This is a genomic window from Nostoc sp. FACHB-892, assembly GCF_014698795.1.
Lineage (GTDB): Bacteria > Cyanobacteriota > Cyanobacteriia > Cyanobacteriales > Nostocaceae > Nostoc.
Genome location: NZ_JACJTR010000001.1, coordinates 541,960 through 558,665, shown reverse-complemented (window position 1 = coordinate 558,665; position 16,706 = coordinate 541,960). Strand labels below are relative to the sequence as shown.

Genomic DNA, 16,706 nt, shown 5'->3' with positions numbered 1-16,706 from the left:
GTAGATAGAGAAATATCCTGAGCGCAGTTGGTATATTTAGAAATTCGAGTAGTAACAAGCTTTGACTACAATTAAGATATTAACTTGGTCTTTCTTTTCACAAGCCTTGGCAGTATGAATGTGGAATTTTTTAATAGGATTCCTTTGATGCCTTTAATATTACTATGGCTGGCTTACACTCTCCTGGGATGGTATCTTGCTGCTCATCATATTGTTTGGTTGGTAGGAGCTTTTGTTGCTGCTATGGTTATAGCTGTAGTGCGAAAAAGTTTTTCTTGGTTAGAGCGTTTAGTTGAATTTGGGTCTAAGACTCTAGCTGTCATATTATTTTTAAGTATATCAATTGCTTTTGTAGCAACTTGGTCGCTATTCTTAAGCCTTTTTATCATCCCCTTGGCAAGTACACTTTTAGCTGATTTAGAAATGCGCTTTTCTGGCTTTAAGAAGCTAGATTCGTTTTGGGTTTTAACAGTCATAGCTGTATTGGGTTTAGTAATGGGAGAATTAATAGATATTCTACTTTTTCCCAGTAGCAGATACTAAAGGATTAAGGATAAAAAAAGATTTTTATTATTAAGTAGGGACGCACATTTATGTGCGTCCCTACTTAATTTAAAGTTTTAGGCGATCGCTGTCTCTAGCTGTCTGATAAAACCAAGCACGATTGGCCACTATTAGTCAATCATTCTTTAGATTACTATAAATCCAACTTACGGAAGACGTTTTATTGAATCAGATATCCTAGCCTATTACCAGAATTAGGACAAACTAACAATGTAAATACTTCTGGTAAAAATCGGAGGTAGATAGGGAATATTTGGGCCTTAAGAACAAACAGGGAAACAGTTCCTTGTTTCAGATTAAATTGCCAAAGATAGACATTGTCTAGCAAGAGAAATGTAAGCGATCGCTGTAGGGAGATTGATCTGTATGTGGCGTGGTGGATATTACCGTTTGAAGGCATATTATTGATGATTGTCATTTTTGAGTCACATTTGTTTTGAACTATAGAGATATAGGTAAAACAGTGCAAACAAAGATGAAACAAAGCGGCGAGTCGCCACTCAACATTAATAAGGAAGTAACGTGAGTAGACGTAAAGACTACAGTTTGCTTCAGCAGACAGGAACAGATCAAGTAGCAGCACCCAAGCCATCGCTGACATTATCAGATGCAGTGGCTCTGATTGTCGGTATTGTGATCGGGGCGGGGATTTTTCAAACCCCGGCTCTAGTGGCAAGTCAAGCAGGTAGTGATATTGCCGTACTATTTCTTTGGCTAATGGGTGGCGTGGTATCTCTAGTAGGAGCGCTGTGCTATGCAGAGTTGGCCACTGTCTATCCCGATGTTGGAGGTGTCTACTATTATTTAAAACGTGCATTTGGGCGGGGAGTCGCCTTTTTATTTGCCTGGGCGCGAATGACAGTGATTCAAACTGGTTCTATTGCCCTGTTAGCATTTGTTTTTGGCGATTATGTTTCTCAGATATGGCGGCTAGGAACGTTTTCGTCTTCTATTTATGCAGCTATAGCGATCGCATTTTTAACTGCTTTGAACATCATCGGTTTGCAGCAGGGTAAGTGGACGCAAAACTTGCTGAGTGCTGCGAAAGTTCTGGGTTTGTTGCTGGTAGTAATTCTTGGGCTTACCGCCATTCCTAATTCTGCTGCTGCCGCCCCTGTAGAATCTGCATCATCAGGAACGTGGGGGCTAGCTATGGTATTTGTGCTATTGTCCTATGGCGGTTGGAATGAGGCGGCTTACATCTCAGCAGAAATTCAAGATGGACGACGTAATATTGTACGATCGCTAATGTGGAGTATTGGCATCATCAGTGCCATTTACTTACTCATCAATCTCGCTTACCTGCGGGGACTGGGATTAGCAAATATGGCACAGTCTGAAGCAGTAGCAGCAGATTTAATGCGCTCTCTTTGGGGTGAACCGGGAGCCTTATTCATTAGTGTATTGATTGCGATCGCTACTTTGGGAGCAACCAACGCTACAATCTTTACCGGAGCGCGTACCAATTTCGCACTGGGACAAGATTTTTCGCTATTTGGTTTTATGGGACGATGGCAACAACGTCCTAGTAGTCCTATCCATGCCTTATTATTGCAAGCTGCGATCGCCTTAGCACTGGTTTTTTTAGGCACGCTCACCCGCAAAGGCTTTGAAACAATGGTGGATTACACCGCCCCAATATTTTGGTTCTTCTTTTTGCTTTCCGGCATATCACTACTGGTATTGCGAATCCGCGAACCCCACATAGTGCGTCCATTCCGCGTGCCATTTTATCCTTTTACACCATTACTGTTTTGTGCCGTCTGCGGTTACTTGCTCTACTCCAGCTTGGCTTATACAGGTGTGGGAGCAGTTGCAGGTGTTTTAGTTGTAGCAGCAGGTATCCCCGTGTTGTTCTGGAATAACTATCGCCAAGGTAAGACTTAATATTTTGGATTTTGGGACTTTCTGCGGAAAGCTACACGTAGTTTGCTTCCACAAAGTGGTACGGCTACCAAACAATTTTGGATTGTATAACCCAAACTATAAGCAATTCAAAATTCTATGAATATCAGTTGTTTTACTAACTACTGACCACAAGCTACTGAATAAAGGAGAAAATTCATGAACTTCAAAAAAATTCTGTTTTTAATGGTTACAGGGGTTAGTATTACCAGCTTGGGAATTTCTGGATGTACACCGCAAGGCACAGACTTACAAGCCGGGACACAACCTTCTCCTTCTACTTTGACGGGTCAGACCGAAACCGAAGCACCAGCTACGACAACTCCTACAACTCAACCACAAGAACGCGCTGGCGATGTTCCCTACGTACCTACACCACAGCCAGTGGTAGATGCAATGTTAAAAGTGGCAAAAGTGGGTAAGAATGATGTGCTTTATGACCTTGGCAGTGGTGATGGAAGAATTGTCGTTACTGCGGCGCAAAGGTATGGTACGCGCGGTGTCGGCGTAGATATCAACCCTGAACGCATTCAAGAAGCTAATGAGAATGCCAAGAAAGCAGGAGTAACAGATCGCGTGAAGTTTGTCCAGCAAGATTTGTTCACCACTGATTTTAGTGAAGCAACAGTACTTACACTTTACTTACTGCCAGAGGTCAATGCCAAACTCCGCCCGAAGATATTGAGTGAACTCAAACCTGGGACTCGTGTTGTCTCTCACGCCTTCGATATGGGTGATTGGAAACCAGAGCAGACCCTGACTGTAGATGGCAAAACTATTTACTATTGGGTAGTTCCTGAAAATGTGCCAGAGAATTTACGTTAGGGAATAATAGCATTGCCCCTGAGATATCTCACCCTGGTTTTGCATAAGCTATCCCTCTCTTTAGTAAGGAGAGGGATCTCCCATAGGACAAGGTGAAGTTTTAGAGGACTTTTGGGGAATCGCATAACTTGTGCTTACACCGTAGCTCCTTGGCAAGAAGAGGAGTTGAAGATGAAATGTACTTTATGTAAACGAAAACCTTTGTAATTTTAAATTACCTCTATTGGGGGTTGACAACAGCAAATTTAGATATCAGAAAAAATAATCTAAAATCAAAAATTTTAACTGAGTGCAAATTCCAGCAAGGGCAGCTTAGGCATAAAATATGATAGGGTTAAAAGGAAAGAATGCTTTAATTACAGGTGCAACTTCAGGTATTGGTCAAGCGATCGCTATCAGACTTGCTCAAGAAGGGTGCAACATCGCTATCAATTACCGTAAAGACCCGGAAGGCGCGGCAGAAACGGAAGAGATGGCATTGCAAAAAGCCTGCGGCAACATCGAAAATTGTGGTGTGAAGTCGCTACCGGTTCAGGGAGATGTCTCCCAAGAATCAGACATTGTTGAGATGGTCAACACCGTAGTAAATGAATTTGGCAGTGTAGATATTTTAATCAACAATGCTGGTATTCAAACAGAAAGTCCGTCCCATGAAGTTACCACAGCAGACTTTGACCGGGTAATTGCAGTTAATCTCCGGGGTGCTTATCTCTGCGCCCGTGAAACTATTAAACACCTCCTGTCTGTTAATCGTCCGGGGGTGATTATTAATATTTCTAGCGTTCACGAAATTATTCCGCGACCGATGTATATCAGTTATTCCATTAGCAAAGGTGGTATGGAAAACCTAACCAAAACTTTAGCATTGGAATATGCCAACCAAGGTATTCGTGTCAACGCCATTGCCCCCGGAGCAACAGTCACGCCAATAAATCAAGCCTGGATAGATGACCCCGAAAAAAAGGCGATCGTAGAAAGTCACATTCCGATGGGGCGTGCTGGCTCCTCAGAGGAAATGGCAGCCGCAGTAGCTTTTTTAGCTTCGGATGAAGCCGCCTACATCACCGGACAAACCCTATTCGTAGATGGTGGATTGACTCTATATGCTGACTTCCGAGAGAGCTGGTCAGCTTGAAAAAGAGGCAAGGGAGTAGGGAGTAAGGGGGATAGAACAGAAAGGGGATTCGCCCTTTCTCCCTGCCTGTTCGTTGAGGTAGGCTTGCGTACTTTCCACAATTAAGCCGATACATACCATTAGTGGAATTAAACGCCTATGACTAGCGCGATCGATAAGAACAGTCTGCTGGAAGCAGAAGCCTGGGAATTGTTGGAAGAGTCGATAATTTATTACCAGGGAAAACCCATTGGTACTGTAGCCGCCAGAGATGCGGAGTCAGATGCACTCAATTACGATCAGTGCTTTCTCCGCGATTTTGTTCCTTCTGCCTTAGTGTTTCTCATGAACGGCAAAGCAGAGATTGTGCGTAACTTCTTAGTAGAAACACTGAAATTACAAAGTCATGAAAAGCAGATAGACTGCTTTGAACCAGGAGCGGGATTAATGCCTGCAAGTTTCAAAGTACATTCTAATGGGAATGAGGAATTTTTGGTCGCTGATTTTGGTGAACTGGCGATCGCTCGCGTTCCCCCAATTGATTCTTGTATGTGGTGGATTCTCTTGCTACGCGCCTATGAAAAAGCTACAGGTGATTTAACTCTAGCGCGTCAGCCAGATTTTCAAGCAGGAATCAAGTTAATTTTGGATCTTTGCTTGGTACATCGCTTTTCCATGTACCCAACAATGTTAGTTCCCGATGGCGCATTTATGATTGACCGTCGCATGGGAGTCTACGAACATCCTCTAGAAATTCAAGTCTTATTTTATGCGTCTCTCAGGGCTGCTAGTGACTTGCTTTTACCAGATGGGGATGGCGATACCTACCTTGGCAAAGTCAATAGGCGATTGGGATCTTTGAAATATCATATCCGTAACTATTACTGGCTAGACCTGAAGCGATTGGGGGAAATTTATCGTTACAAGGATAACGAATTTGGTAAAGAAATTGTTAATAAATTCAACATCAACTCAGAATCAATCCCGACTTGGTTGACCGAGTGGTTGCCCGAAACTGGAGGATATTTAGCGGGAAATCTCGGGCCGGGACGGATAGATTTTCGCTTTTTTGCTCTGGGAAATCTGATGGCAATCTTAGCTTCCTTAGCAAGCGAAAAAGAATCTCAAAGCATTATGAATTTATTTGCCCAACGTTGGCAAGACTTGATCGGCTATATGCCTGTTAAAATCTGCTTTCCAGCAATGGATGGTTTGGAGTGGAGAATTGTTACAGGATGTGATTCTAAAAACAGGGCTTGGTCTTATCACAACGGTGGTAACTGGCCCGTTTTGCTGTGGTTATTTACTGCGGCGGCACTGAAAGCAGGTCGAACAGAACTTGCCCAAGCAGCAGTAGCTATTGCCGAAAGGCGTTTATTTAAGGATAAATTCCCGGAATACTACGATGGGAATAATGGTCGTTTGATTGGGAAAGAAGCTAGAGTATATCAAACTTGGAGCATTGCCGGCTTGCTAGCAGCCAAAAAACTGCTGGAAAATCCAGATTACTTGGAATTAATCAGCTTTACAGAGGGTCTTGAAGGCCCAGGCTGTAGCCTATAGGTACTGATTGCGGCGCAAGGCGATGATTTAGCCGTTGTACTTATACAGGATGCCTCTGCTAAGAAGTACCGTAACTCTTGGAGATGCTATGCCTAGCTTGCTTCTCCAAAGTGAGTACGCAAAGGTAAACTTTAAAGCTTCAAATGCCGGATAACTGATACACTATATCGTAAGAGGTATCTGAAGTGTCATACTCAGTAGTATCACAAGATAGTCTTTGCATCATTAACACGTTTTAACGTGTATAAACCATGAAAACTACTTCAGATTTAATTTCAGAATTTGAACAATTATTCAGACAAAAATTACAACTAAATAATTGTAAGCTCAGAAAGAAAAGACAAGAGAATAATTATGAAATTATTACTCCAGCTAAAGATATTTTCTTGATGTACTGGTCTGAATTCCCAGAAATCAATTTAATATATCAAGCTATAGGGGTACGCACTCAGCAGACTAGTGTTTATGAAAAAGCTATCCGCTCCCATATTAGTTCTAGTCTGAGTAGTATCCAAGAGAACCCTCACTCGGAAACACCATTATTGGTAAAATAACGAATATTTAGATAATACAGAAAATATTTCCTAAACTCTCGCCAATTTTTGTAATAGAACTGGCGAGATTTTTTCAGCGAAAAGCTGTTTATCAAGAGATAAAAATGCAATCCGAAAAAAATCAAGATCAGCCAGATTATAAAGCCTTGTTAGCAAATGCAAAACAAGCCTTAAAACTTGAATACCAGAAATCAGCTGCTTTAGCGTCCCAACTGCAAGCCATAAAAACTCAGTTAGAGCAAGTTCAAGCTGAAAATAAAACTTTAAGGGAAAGTCCTTACGAAGACGTAATTAAGCATTTTGAGGCGCGGACTCAAGCAGCAGAAGCACTAGCACTAAAAACAGAAGTACGTCAAAGATTCCTTGAAGCCAATGGTTGTAAGGATGATCAAAGCTTCAATGCTCTATGGGATAGCATTAAAAATAAGATTCAGATCCAAGACGGTGAAGTGAGAATTGTTGCTCAAAATGGTACTCCTAAGTTCACCTTAACGGGCAACATGATGACTTTGGGGGATTTTATTCAATCCCTCAAACAAGACCCGATTTCTGGAAAGTTTTTCTACAATTAAAAAGCTAAATAAATTAAAGCCTCTTGCTAGAAGCAGACTAGAGATTGTAGCAGAAAATTATTCATCTTCATCTCCTGGCGGTCGTTCGCTCTCGCTTTGTTGGGCGTTCCACTCCAAAACAATGCGCTCTAACATTTCAGGCTGGGTACAATTATTAACATCGGCGTACATTTGAATCAACTGCCTCACTTTAGGACTAATGTGCCGAATCTCTAGTTGCTTACTTTGCATCATGTTCGTTAACCTTTAGTGTCTATTACATTATGTTGAATCATTCAACTATGTCTGTTGCAATAAATTTTGTTAAATTATGCAATCCCTGCATTTAAGACCAATACGCTTGGGTTAAAGTTAAAACTCCTTGTTAAAGTCAATTTTTTTTAGTCACAATTCCCACAGTTATTGCACCCCAACCCCTTCCCTTCTCACAGTTCCTCAACCTGGCGGAACTGCTTCTTCAAAGGGACGGATAATTGCAGGCGCTGGTGTAACTTCTGGTTTAAAAATTCCCTGCAATGCTTCTTCTAATGTTTGTGCCATGACAATCCGGTTTTCGTAAGCCACAATTACCCGCACCAAAGTTGGCAAACTATTCTGTGTGGCTTCTAGATAGATTGGCTCAACATACAGCAGCGATTCTTCAATGGGAATTACTAGTAGATTGCCTTGAATGGCTTTCGATCCTTGGCGATTCCACAGAGAAATTTGCTGAGAAATTACTGGGTCTTGGTTAATCCGCGCTTCGATTTGTTCTGTACCGTAGACCAGTCTTTCTTTGGGAAAAGTATATAAGAATAACCTACCGTAGTTTTCTCCATCCGATCGCGCCGCTAACCAAGCGATTAAATTAGTCCGTTGCCTGGGAGTGTAGGGTAAAAGCAGGATAAATTCTTCAAAGGGTACGGTGGGTAGACTAGTAATCAAATAATACGGCTCTACCGGACGGGCTTCACTGCCATAGATTTCGTTAGGAATCTGCCACTGGTCTTCCCGATTGTAAAATACCTGGGGGTCAGTCATGTGGTAGGTCATCAAGCGCTCAGATTGAATTTTGAAAAAGTCCACCGGATACCGGATATGACTGCGGAGAGTAACCGGCATGGCACTGAGCGGTTTGAAGGTGTTGGGAAATATCCTTGACCAAGTAGCAATAATCGGATCGCTGGAATCTGCAATATAAAAATTAACACTGCCATTGTAAGCATCAATTACTACCTTGACCGAGTTACGAATGTAGTTGATACCGTCGCTAGCAGTGTCTGAGTAAGGATAGCGATCGCTTGTTGTGTAAGCATCAACAATCCAGTAAAGATAGCTGGGATTACTTGGAAAATCTTGATTAGCAGCAGCAGCAACTAAATAAGGATCGCTGTCAAATTTCAGAAAAGGTGCGATCGCTCGAATTCTTTGCTTGACATTTCGCCGGAATAGTACCCTTGTATCTGGCAAAAAGTCCCGCGTCAGCACCATCTGCCAATCTTTCAAATACATGGCAAATAACCACCGTCGCCATGTTGAACCAATTTGAACTCCACCCAGACCATCGTAAGAGTTGTAAACATTGTCACTACCACTGGGGTAGTCTAGCTCTCTAACTCTTGTGCCAGTCATTACATAACTATTAGCTATTTCACCGTAATAAATCCGTGGTTGCCCAATGGGAATACTGTCACGAATCGCTGGACTCGAAGTTGTGAGGGCGCTACTGTTACCGCTAATATCTTTAACAAAATATTCTGGTAGCCCACCCGCTCCAACTGTATTAACTGGGCTAACAGTAAACCCGAAACCGTGGGTATAAATTAAATGACGGTTAACCCACGTTTGAGCTTCCTGTGGTACGCCAGTGTAGTCTAATTCTCGTGCGGCAATCAGTACCTGCCGACGTTCTGTTGCTTCAGCTGCTTCCTGCTTAGGTTCTGGTGGGTTTTGAGGGGCTGATGGTCGGCGTGAAGTTACATCTGTTTTTAGAGTATACCGATCAATATCGGCATCGGGGAACCGATAATATGGCCGAATTTGTTGCAGCTGACGGTTAGTTTCTAAAAGCGGTCGCTGATCCCAAAGGCGAATATTCCGAATTGTCAAGTCATTGTTTTGAATATCAGCTTCAGTCAGCATTCCTCGAGGGTTGAAGCCTCTGGAATCGATTGCCTCTAAATCGAATGCTTGGCGAGTCAAAGCGATAGTTCGCTGAATGTAGGGTTGCTCTCGTTGCAATTCATTAGGTAGGACAATTAAATATTGCACTACAGCAGGTAAAACAGTGTCAGCTAATATAACTAGTACTAAATAAACCCCTAATCCGTAAAATACTAAGCGACGATACTGGGATTTGGATTTCCAGAAAAACGTTCGCCAAAGTAGGTAAGTTGCGATCGCTACTGCCACAATACACAAGACGGTATAAGCTGGCAACTGGGCTATTACATCCGTATAACTTGCACCATAAGTTACTCCACGGGTAGAATACACCAGTTCATAGCGACTCAGCCAATAACTCAGAGCTACTACCAGCATCAACAAGCCACCCATACCGGATAAATGACGCTGCTGCTGGGGCGAAAAACCAGGGAAAATCCCCTGACTCAAACTGTCAGCTGACAAAAGATAAGTAAGGCTAACGGCGACGAAGCCATACAAACATAATCCCATCAGCCAGAGTTCTAGCAGTTCCCAAACAGGTAAGAAAAATACGTAAAAGCTGATATCTCGACCAAATAAAGGCTCAGTGCTGTTGAAAAGGGTGGGGTGAAAATATTGCAGCACCTTTGGCCAGTGTTGGAATAGGATGAAGGCAAAAATGGGACTGAATACAGCCGCGATCGCAGTTAATAAAAATTGGGGATAGATTAAGATTGCGATCATTACTCCCCCAATTAAGCCGATATACCAGACTTGAGAAACAATCTGTCTGAAGAGTTGCCAAATTGTCTCTGGCCGAAATAGAGAGGGAATGGGTAGACTAGCCTGATTTACTGGAGAATTCCAGTAAAAAAGAGCAATTTGACCATAGTGAGCTAGCATTAACCCAATCAAAAAGCTTAATACCACAGCTAAGGGTAATAACCAGCGCAATCTAAATGGTTTCAAGCGTTGTGGCGTAACTGTCTGGATTTCGTTGCGTCTTGAATAATGAGGAGTGAGAAAATTTTTTAATTCACTGCTCAGTTCTGCCTCCTCACGCCTGACTTCCTCAATCTTCAAAGACGGGGAATATTTTAGCCGTTGTGCTACGGCCAGATTTAGCAGTAGATAGGCAGCAGTTACCCCAGCCACTACTATCCATAAAACACCGCGAGTTACCACCCTCAACAAAAATACTTGGAGGTAGCCGACTTCCTGAAACCAAAAAATCTCCGCTCCCAAGCGGGAACCCAGATTCAGGAGTAGCCACAACCCGAAGAATACAATTAGTAGTCTAAAGCCCCATTTCCAATACATTCCGTAGCAGCCAAACTATCTGCAAAGTCAACTTCACTGCATTAAGGAAAGTATTTGGTACTTTCCCAGAAGTTATTACTACTTTCTACAATAGCTGAATTCAGCAACGCCTCAAAGTTTATAGTGGAAACTAAAATAAATTACCTTTGAATCTGGGATGTTGCAGTTCTGAGCATGAGTATCGAGTTCAAAGAGGAAGCATAGACGTACAGGGCTTGTCGTCTTCACCTCGCTATATTATTCTTTGCGATCGCACTATTAAAAACTATCTCTAATATTTCCGCGATAGAAGATGCCCAAATGAGACTATGAGGTGCGAGTTTGAGAAAAGGTGCAAAGATACGTAATTTAAGAAGAACGCCAATTCTCTATTTGCAAGCTGGGTACTCTTTGATATTCTCTAATATTAGATGTTACAACAATATGATTGTGAGTTAGTGCTGTTGCTGCGATCAACATATCATAAGAACCAATAAAATTACCTGCTGTTTTCAAAATACTTCTAATTTGGGCAGCAAGTTATGCTTCTTCCACACCAAAAGGTAAAATTGTAATCGAACCTAATAATGCTTCAATCACTGATTGAATTTTCAAGGCACGTTGGGGATTGATTGCTAATCCGTACTTTACCTCCATTACTGTTAAGGAGGAAATAAAAATATCAGTGGGAGTTGTAGGCTTTAATAGCTTGAGAGTATTTTGTTCTCCCTTGACAAAATTACTAATTACGCAGGTATCGAGTAAGTAACCCATGATTACAAATGGATTTCGTTAGGTGGTAGTAGTTCGTCTCGGTAGGATTCAAAAATGATACTTTCTACTACACCTTGATGTTGCATAATTGTTTCTGGCCAAGTCATGGCTTTTGTCTCTAAGAAAGTAACAAAGACTCTGCTTTCAGTAATACCTTGTGGCGTTTCAGCTAGTTCAATTTTGCCGTTTTTATAAATTCCTTCAATGGTTCTTAGCATTTTTGTTTACCTCCTATCTGATTTCTAGTAGCATTTCTTGCTGCTCTACCGACGCTCTGTAATTGCACTGTACCAGATTTCATGATCTCCTTTGCCTTGCCGTTCAAAGTAGCACCCAACTTCTGAAAGCATCTTTTTCAACTCAGGAGTAAACGACGCACCCATCTATGAAGCCACCTGAATCAACTCTTGTCGATGGCTGGTTAACTCAAAGGTGATAGAACCCACATAGTCACGAGGGACAATTTTGTTGATAACGATCAGTTCTGGAATTATTTCTCGCAGCTTTTGCGTCAGAACCTCAATCGTAGAAGCTTCTGTTACCAATCCAGGTACATTATCACTAGTTGCTACCCAAACTTCTGCGTCTGAATCCCAAAATACTTCAACCTTAAATGTGATTTGTGCCATTATTGAGTGCTTACAACGTAGTTCCAGTTTAGAAAATCGTAGGGGCACGGCAATGCCGTGCCCTTATCAATGTGTTGCATCTCAACGCGAATTGATATTTATGACATAACACAGGGTTTGAAATCAAAAAGGGATGTCAAACAGGAAATCTCCATCGTCAAAATTATGTTGCGGGTTTTCTGGATCATCTGCCCAACGCTGGGGATTATTTAAAATATATTCTCGGATATTATCTAGAGATTTTTGTTCTCTTCCAATGTGTTCATAAAAATTTCGTTGCCAGATTGATTGTCCTTTGGTCTGCCAAATTATATTAATGCGTTTGGTGACAACGCCTTTATAGCTACGAATAACTGTAGAAATAGAACCATGTAAAGGTTTACCGAATTTTTCTGTGTTGTGGGCGAGATGTTGATTGAGGGCACAACAATGTTGTGCCCCTACAGGTTTATCGGTGATGATTAAGATGCCGTGTAGATGGTTAGGCATGACTACAAAGGTATCTAATTCAATATGGGGAAAATGATCGGGTATTGTTTGCCAGTAGTTGAAGGCAATATGACCTAAATAATTTAATTGCATTTCGCTTTTAACCACATTACCAAATAAACATTGCCGCGCTTTGGTGCAAATGGTGATGAAATATGCGCCAGATTGGGTGTAATCGTACCCTTTTAAGCGAATAGAATGGCGATGATGTATTTGTGGATCATAAGCCATGAATTTTTATATTTAGTTATTAGCAATATGTGTTTATTTTAATCGATGATTTTTATTTGCACCTATATACAAAACGTAGGGGCACGGCATTGCCGTGCCCTCTAACCCATTTGGCATCTCAACGATAAATAATATTGTTTTGCACGATGCATATTAAATTTGAATGATACTAATTCTTTTACGGGAAATTACAAATAAATTATTGGTTGGGGTGAACAGTTGTATCAGGGCACAACAATGTTGTGCCCCTACGCAAGATATTTGTGGTAGCTTTAGTTTGCAGGTTTGTGAAGATAAAATAATAAGGAAAATATTCGCCCTTGAATCACCATTATTGAGCCTTGGATCTCGTATGTTGCGGTTCCAAACACGAAGTTTTGAGTTCAGAGGTCGAAGTTTCGAGTTCAGAGGTCGAAGTTCTGAGTTCAGAGGTTGAAGTTCCGAGTTCAGAGGTCGAAGTTCCGAGTTCAAAGGTCGAAGTTTCGAGTTCTGAAAGTGAAAACTGGAGTTCTGAGCCTAAATGATGGAGATAATAAGTACAGACCATTGTAGGGGCACGGCATTGCCGTGCCCCGAACCCATCTGGCATCTCAACGAGAAACAATATTGTTTTGCACAGTGCGTATTCCATTTGAATGGTACTAATTACTCTATGGGAAATTACAAATAAAATATTGGCTAGGGTGAACAGTTATATCAGGGCACAACATTGTTGTGCCCCTACGCAAGATATTGGTGATAAGTAATTTGTGTTTTTTGAGGTTGCAGGTTTGTGAAGATGGGATGATAACAAAAGCGATCGCTCCTAACTCACTATCATTCACTCTTGGATCTCGGACGTTGCTGTTCATAGCTCCAAGTTTTGTGTTCTCATCTCGAAATTCTATGTTCTGAGGTTGAAGCTTCGAGTTCAGAACTCGGAACGCCGAGCAATTTACTCCAACATCCGAGTTCTGAACCTCAACATTGCACCTTAGAAGTGCAATCACCGAGCTATTTTCTACAACGCTGCTGCTTGAGGCTTGGATTTCCGAGATTTACGGGCGAACCTTTGCCCCATTTCTTCAACTACCCCATCTAAACCAGCGCCTTGTCCACTAGCTTTGGCATAGTTATACACCTGCAACGCGGCTGCATAAGCTTCACTGCCCACTGCTAGCGAAGTATCATCCAGCAACTCTTGTAATTGCGACAAAGACAGCAATACTGGATACAAAGCTTCAAATAATTGTACGTCTTTCCGCATCTCATTGAGGTCAAACGATCGCGGCAAAAACTCTGGGTTCTGTGTCGCTACTTCCAATGCTTTGCTGACAAAGGCACGGCTTTTATCTCCCATCTTGGGTAAAGCTTTACGCTCCTCGTTACTTAAATCAATCAAAAATGGTAGTTTTTCTTTAATGGTGGCGATCGCTTGCAAGACGGCATCTCTCTCTGATTGCGCTAGTGTTGCACTAATTGGGGCTGTGGACATAGAAATTAATCTCCAGTATGTTACTTAACTTTAGAGTGCCCACATATACAACAAAATTACCAGATAGGGACACGGCAATACCCATGCCCTTAGATCATTGTGCCCCTTGAGAAAAATCGCACATCGCGCTAGTCTTCATGGACGTAACTGCACGCTGTAACATTAGGCGATGACAAATCAACTCTCTGTGAAAATTCCCTCTTGCACTTGGAGCCGTCCCATCGGCTTAGGCTGGGACAAACCTTATACCGTCCGCTATGCAAGTAATATCGATGATGGCCCTTGGCATGGTATGCCTTTAGGTGGCTTTGGTGCGGGTTGCATCGGTCGTTCTTCACGGGGAGATTTTAACTTGTGGCACATCGACGGCGGTGAGCATACCTTCAAAAACGTTCCCGCTTGTCAATTCAGTGTGTTTGAGTCAAATGGCACATCTTCCCAAGCCTACGCTTTATCTACCCAAGCGCCAGATGATGACACTCTCAAAGCTTGGCAATGGTATCCGACGCTTCCCGCTACACAAGGGACAGGCAATTATCACGCGCTATACCCACGTAGCTGGTTTGCGTATGAAAATGTATTTCAAGCACAGTTGACTTGTGAGCAGTTTTCACCAATTTGGGCAGGTAATTACCAAGAAGCTAGCTACCCTGTAGCAATATTCCTTTGGAATGCCTACAACCCCACGGATGCACCGATTACTCTCAGCATTATGCTCACTTGGCAAAATATGGTGGGCTGGTTTACAAACGCTCTCAAATCTCCCGAAGTGCGGGTGCGCGATGATGGTAGTCCGGTTTACGAATACCAACCACGGTGGGGCGAAAGTCAAGGGAACTATAACCAGATAGTTGAAAATACACAACAGTTTGGCTGTGTTTTAGGTCGGGCTGGTAGTGATGCTTTGCAAGAAGGTGACGGAACTTGGTGTATTGCTACAGTTAAGCATCCCCAGGTGCAAGTATTTCATCACAGCCGATGGAATCCTAATGGTACAGGTGATGAGGTGTGGCAAAACTTTGCAAAAGATGGTTCTTTGCCCAATTATATAGATGCAAATCCAGTAGCAGAAGGTGAACAATTAGGGGCTGCAATGGCAATCCGTTTCACTCTTCAACCAGGAGAAACTCTCGAAATTCCCTTTGTCCTGGCTTGGGATTTGCCGATTACAGAATTTGCCACCGGGGTCAATTATTACCGCAGATATACAGACTTTTTTGGTAAAAATGGAAACAACGCTTGGGCGATCGCATCTACCGCACTACAAGAATATCAAAGCTGGCGATCGCAAATTCAAAGTTGGCAAAAACCGATTCTCGACCGGGAAGATTTACCCAACTGGTTTAAGATGGCTCTATTTAATGAGCTTTATGACCTTACCAGCGGCGGTACTCTCTGGAATGCAGCATCAGAACTTGACCCCATCGGTCAGTTTGCAGTGCTAGAGTGTCTAGATTACCGTTGGTATGAAAGTTTAGATGTGCGATTATATGGCTCCTTTGCCCTGCTGATGCTGTTTCCAGAATTAGAGAAGTCAGTAATGCGGGCATTTGCACGAGCGATTCCTCAAGGTGATGATACACCCCGAATCATTGGCTATTACATGACAATTAAGGCAGAAAGCCCGATCGCAGTTCGCAAAGTTGCAGGTGCAACACCCCACGACTTAGGCGCACCCAATGAACACGTTTGGGAGAAAACCAACTACACCAGCTATCAAGACTGCAATTTATGGAAGGATTTGGGTAGTGATTTTGTCTTGCAAGTATACCGTGATTTTTTACTCACGGGTGCTGACGATGTAGAATTCTTGGCAGATTGCTGGAGTGCGATCGTTCAAACCCTCGACTACCTGAAAACTTTTGACCTTGATGGCGATGGGATTCCCGAAAATTCCGGTGCGCCTGACCAAACCTTTGATGATTGGCGGTTACAAGGTGTCAGCGCCTATTGTGGTGGGTTGTGGTTGGCGGCGCTAGAGGCTGCGATCGCAATTTGCGATATTTTATTAACTCACAAACTTGGCGACCCTAGCATCTTGGCGGTTCAAAAATCAACCTATGAAGCTTGGTTAAAACAATCTCGCCCTATTTATCAAGAAAAACTCTGGAATGGGCAATATTACAAACTTGATAGTGAAAGTGGCTCTGATGTAGTCATGGCAGATCAATTGTGCGGACAATTCTACGCCCGACTACTAGATTTACCTGATATTGTACCGAGCGATCGCACCCTCTCTGCCTTGAAAACTGTTTATGATGCGTGCTTTTTGAAATTCTGCAATGGTGAGTTTGGTGCTGCTAATGGTGTTCGTCCTGACGGTTCACCAGAAAACCCGAAAGCGACTCATCCCCTAGAAGTTTGGACAGGTATAAACTTTGGACTGGCGGCTTTTCTTGTGCAGATGGGAATGAAGGATGAAGCGTTGAAATTGACGCAAGCTGTAGTGCAGCAAATTTATGACAATGGTCTGCAATTTCGTACCCCTGAAGCTATCACCGCAGCTGGTACTTTCCGCGCTAGCACTTACTTACGGGCAATGGCGATTTGGGGAATTTACTTAGTTATTAATTGATTTGCTATTAAAAC

General features: G+C 42.5%; 19 protein-coding genes. 8 read left to right on the top strand and 11 right to left on the bottom strand.

Features of this window, described 5'->3' with window-relative positions; translation table 11 throughout:
- Nucleotides 1–114: 114 nt before the first annotated feature.
- Nucleotides 115–543: a hypothetical protein gene (locus H6G96_RS41085; RefSeq protein ID WP_242063142.1), complete on the top strand. Its 429-nt coding sequence runs from the start codon at nucleotides 115–117 to the stop codon at nucleotides 541–543.
- A 181-nt stretch (nucleotides 544–724) separates the two neighbouring features.
- Here the strand turns inward: H6G96_RS41085 and H6G96_RS02390 are convergent, their stop codons facing one another.
- The gene (locus H6G96_RS02390; RefSeq protein WP_190909840.1) at nucleotides 725–982 is read right to left on the bottom strand and encodes a hypothetical protein; all 258 of its coding nucleotides are present in this window, start codon (nucleotides 980–982) and stop codon (nucleotides 725–727) included.
- Between the two features lie 104 nt (nucleotides 983–1,086).
- On the opposite strand from H6G96_RS02390, the gene H6G96_RS02385 reads away from it, so the two are divergent.
- The 6 genes from H6G96_RS02385 (at nucleotide 1,087) to H6G96_RS02360 (ending at nucleotide 7,097) form a co-directional block, all read left to right on the top strand.
- Nucleotides 1,087–2,451, top strand: a complete 1,365-nt coding sequence (locus tag H6G96_RS02385) for an amino acid permease (RefSeq protein WP_190909838.1) — start codon at nucleotides 1,087–1,089, stop codon at nucleotides 2,449–2,451.
- Nucleotides 2,452–2,628: 177 nt separating this feature from the next.
- A complete protein-coding gene (locus H6G96_RS02380) occupies nucleotides 2,629–3,294 on the top strand; it encodes a class I SAM-dependent methyltransferase (RefSeq protein WP_190909836.1) in 666 nt (221 codons plus the stop codon).
- A 325-nt stretch (nucleotides 3,295–3,619) separates the two neighbouring features.
- Nucleotides 3,620–4,429: an SDR family oxidoreductase gene (locus tag H6G96_RS02375; protein WP_190909834.1), complete on the top strand. Its 810-nt coding sequence runs from the start codon at nucleotides 3,620–3,622 to the stop codon at nucleotides 4,427–4,429.
- Nucleotides 4,430–4,567: 138 nt separating this feature from the next.
- On the top strand, nucleotides 4,568–5,971 hold the full coding sequence (locus H6G96_RS02370; protein WP_190909832.1) for a glycoside hydrolase 100 family protein: 1,404 nt from the start codon (nucleotides 4,568–4,570) through the stop codon (nucleotides 5,969–5,971).
- Between the two features lie 251 nt (nucleotides 5,972–6,222).
- On the top strand, nucleotides 6,223–6,525 hold the full coding sequence (locus tag H6G96_RS02365) for a hypothetical protein (RefSeq protein ID WP_190727519.1): 303 nt from the start codon (nucleotides 6,223–6,225) through the stop codon (nucleotides 6,523–6,525).
- Nucleotides 6,526–6,629: 104 nt separating this feature from the next.
- On the top strand, nucleotides 6,630–7,097 hold the full coding sequence (locus H6G96_RS02360) for a hypothetical protein (protein ID WP_190909831.1): 468 nt from the start codon (nucleotides 6,630–6,632) through the stop codon (nucleotides 7,095–7,097).
- Nucleotides 7,098–7,154: 57 nt separating this feature from the next.
- On the opposite strand, the gene H6G96_RS02355 is transcribed toward H6G96_RS02360, so the two are convergent.
- From H6G96_RS02355 to H6G96_RS02315, 10 genes are all read right to left on the bottom strand, one after another.
- A complete protein-coding gene (locus H6G96_RS02355) occupies nucleotides 7,155–7,331 on the bottom strand; it encodes a hypothetical protein (protein ID WP_190909829.1) in 177 nt (58 codons plus the stop codon).
- A 201-nt stretch (nucleotides 7,332–7,532) separates the two neighbouring features.
- Nucleotides 7,533–10,541: a UPF0182 family protein gene (locus H6G96_RS02350; RefSeq protein ID WP_190909827.1), complete on the bottom strand. Its 3,009-nt coding sequence runs from the start codon at nucleotides 10,539–10,541 to the stop codon at nucleotides 7,533–7,535.
- A gap of 348 nt (nucleotides 10,542–10,889) precedes the next feature.
- Nucleotides 10,890–11,036: a hypothetical protein gene (locus H6G96_RS41080; protein WP_242063141.1), complete on the bottom strand. Its 147-nt coding sequence runs from the start codon at nucleotides 11,034–11,036 to the stop codon at nucleotides 10,890–10,892.
- Nucleotides 11,037–11,060: 24 nt separating this feature from the next.
- Entirely contained in the window at nucleotides 11,061–11,294 is a 234-nt protein-coding gene (locus tag H6G96_RS41075; protein WP_242063140.1) for a PIN domain-containing protein, read from the bottom strand.
- Between the two features lie 2 nt (nucleotides 11,295–11,296).
- A complete protein-coding gene (locus H6G96_RS02340) occupies nucleotides 11,297–11,512 on the bottom strand; it encodes a hypothetical protein (RefSeq protein ID WP_190909825.1) in 216 nt (71 codons plus the stop codon).
- 165 nt (nucleotides 11,513–11,677) lie between these two features.
- Nucleotides 11,678–11,923 (bottom strand): DUF1902 domain-containing protein, encoded by a 246-nt coding sequence (locus H6G96_RS02335; RefSeq protein WP_190909823.1) that lies wholly within the window; start codon nucleotides 11,921–11,923, stop codon nucleotides 11,678–11,680.
- Nucleotides 11,924–12,046: 123 nt separating this feature from the next.
- A complete protein-coding gene (locus H6G96_RS02330) occupies nucleotides 12,047–12,643 on the bottom strand; it encodes a transposase (RefSeq protein ID WP_190909821.1) in 597 nt (198 codons plus the stop codon).
- A 331-nt stretch (nucleotides 12,644–12,974) separates the two neighbouring features.
- On the bottom strand, nucleotides 12,975–13,274 hold the full coding sequence (locus H6G96_RS02325; protein ID WP_190909819.1) for a hypothetical protein: 300 nt from the start codon (nucleotides 13,272–13,274) through the stop codon (nucleotides 12,975–12,977).
- 19 nt (nucleotides 13,275–13,293) lie between these two features.
- Nucleotides 13,294–13,494, bottom strand: coding sequence for a hypothetical protein (locus H6G96_RS02320; protein WP_190909817.1), 201 nt, complete (start codon nucleotides 13,492–13,494; stop codon nucleotides 13,294–13,296).
- A 149-nt stretch (nucleotides 13,495–13,643) separates the two neighbouring features.
- On the bottom strand, nucleotides 13,644–14,117 hold the full coding sequence (locus H6G96_RS02315) for a hypothetical protein (RefSeq protein ID WP_190909815.1): 474 nt from the start codon (nucleotides 14,115–14,117) through the stop codon (nucleotides 13,644–13,646).
- A gap of 169 nt (nucleotides 14,118–14,286) precedes the next feature.
- Here H6G96_RS02315 and H6G96_RS02310 point away from each other — a divergent pair, with 169 nt between their 5' ends.
- Nucleotides 14,287–16,692, top strand: coding sequence for a GH116 family glycosyl hydrolase (locus tag H6G96_RS02310; RefSeq protein ID WP_190909813.1), 2,406 nt, complete (start codon nucleotides 14,287–14,289; stop codon nucleotides 16,690–16,692).
- Nucleotides 16,693–16,706 lie beyond the last annotated feature (14 nt).

Bases quoted from the DNA above. Each gene is read 5' to 3' on its own strand.
- H6G96_RS41085 (WP_242063142.1), top strand. From the start codon at position 115: ATGAATGTGGAATTTTTTAATAGGATTCCTTTGATGCCTTTAATATTA.
- H6G96_RS02390 (WP_190909840.1), bottom strand. From the start codon at position 982: ATGACAATCATCAATAATATGCCTTCAAACGGTAATATCCACCACGCC.
- H6G96_RS02380 (WP_190909836.1), top strand. From the start codon at position 2,629: ATGAACTTCAAAAAAATTCTGTTTTTAATGGTTACAGGGGTTAGTATT.
- H6G96_RS02375 (WP_190909834.1), top strand. From the start codon at position 3,620: ATGATAGGGTTAAAAGGAAAGAATGCTTTAATTACAGGTGCAACTTCA.
- H6G96_RS02370 (WP_190909832.1), top strand. From the start codon at position 4,568: ATGACTAGCGCGATCGATAAGAACAGTCTGCTGGAAGCAGAAGCCTGG.
- H6G96_RS02365 (WP_190727519.1), top strand. From the start codon at position 6,223: ATGAAAACTACTTCAGATTTAATTTCAGAATTTGAACAATTATTCAGA.
- H6G96_RS02360 (WP_190909831.1), top strand. From the start codon at position 6,630: ATGCAATCCGAAAAAAATCAAGATCAGCCAGATTATAAAGCCTTGTTA.
- H6G96_RS02355 (WP_190909829.1), bottom strand. From the start codon at position 7,331: ATGATGCAAAGTAAGCAACTAGAGATTCGGCACATTAGTCCTAAAGTG.
- H6G96_RS02350 (WP_190909827.1), bottom strand. From the start codon at position 10,541: ATGTATTGGAAATGGGGCTTTAGACTACTAATTGTATTCTTCGGGTTG.
- H6G96_RS41075 (WP_242063140.1), bottom strand. From the start codon at position 11,294: ATGGGTTACTTACTCGATACCTGCGTAATTAGTAATTTTGTCAAGGGA.
- H6G96_RS02340 (WP_190909825.1), bottom strand. From the start codon at position 11,512: ATGCTAAGAACCATTGAAGGAATTTATAAAAACGGCAAAATTGAACTA.
- H6G96_RS02335 (WP_190909823.1), bottom strand. From the start codon at position 11,923: ATGGCACAAATCACATTTAAGGTTGAAGTATTTTGGGATTCAGACGCA.
- H6G96_RS02330 (WP_190909821.1), bottom strand. From the start codon at position 12,643: ATGGCTTATGATCCACAAATACATCATCGCCATTCTATTCGCTTAAAA.
- H6G96_RS02325 (WP_190909819.1), bottom strand. From the start codon at position 13,274: ATGGAATACGCACTGTGCAAAACAATATTGTTTCTCGTTGAGATGCCA.
- H6G96_RS02320 (WP_190909817.1), bottom strand. From the start codon at position 13,494: ATGAACAGCAACGTCCGAGATCCAAGAGTGAATGATAGTGAGTTAGGA.
- H6G96_RS02315 (WP_190909815.1), bottom strand. From the start codon at position 14,117: ATGTCCACAGCCCCAATTAGTGCAACACTAGCGCAATCAGAGAGAGAT.
- H6G96_RS02310 (WP_190909813.1), top strand. From the start codon at position 14,287: ATGACAAATCAACTCTCTGTGAAAATTCCCTCTTGCACTTGGAGCCGT.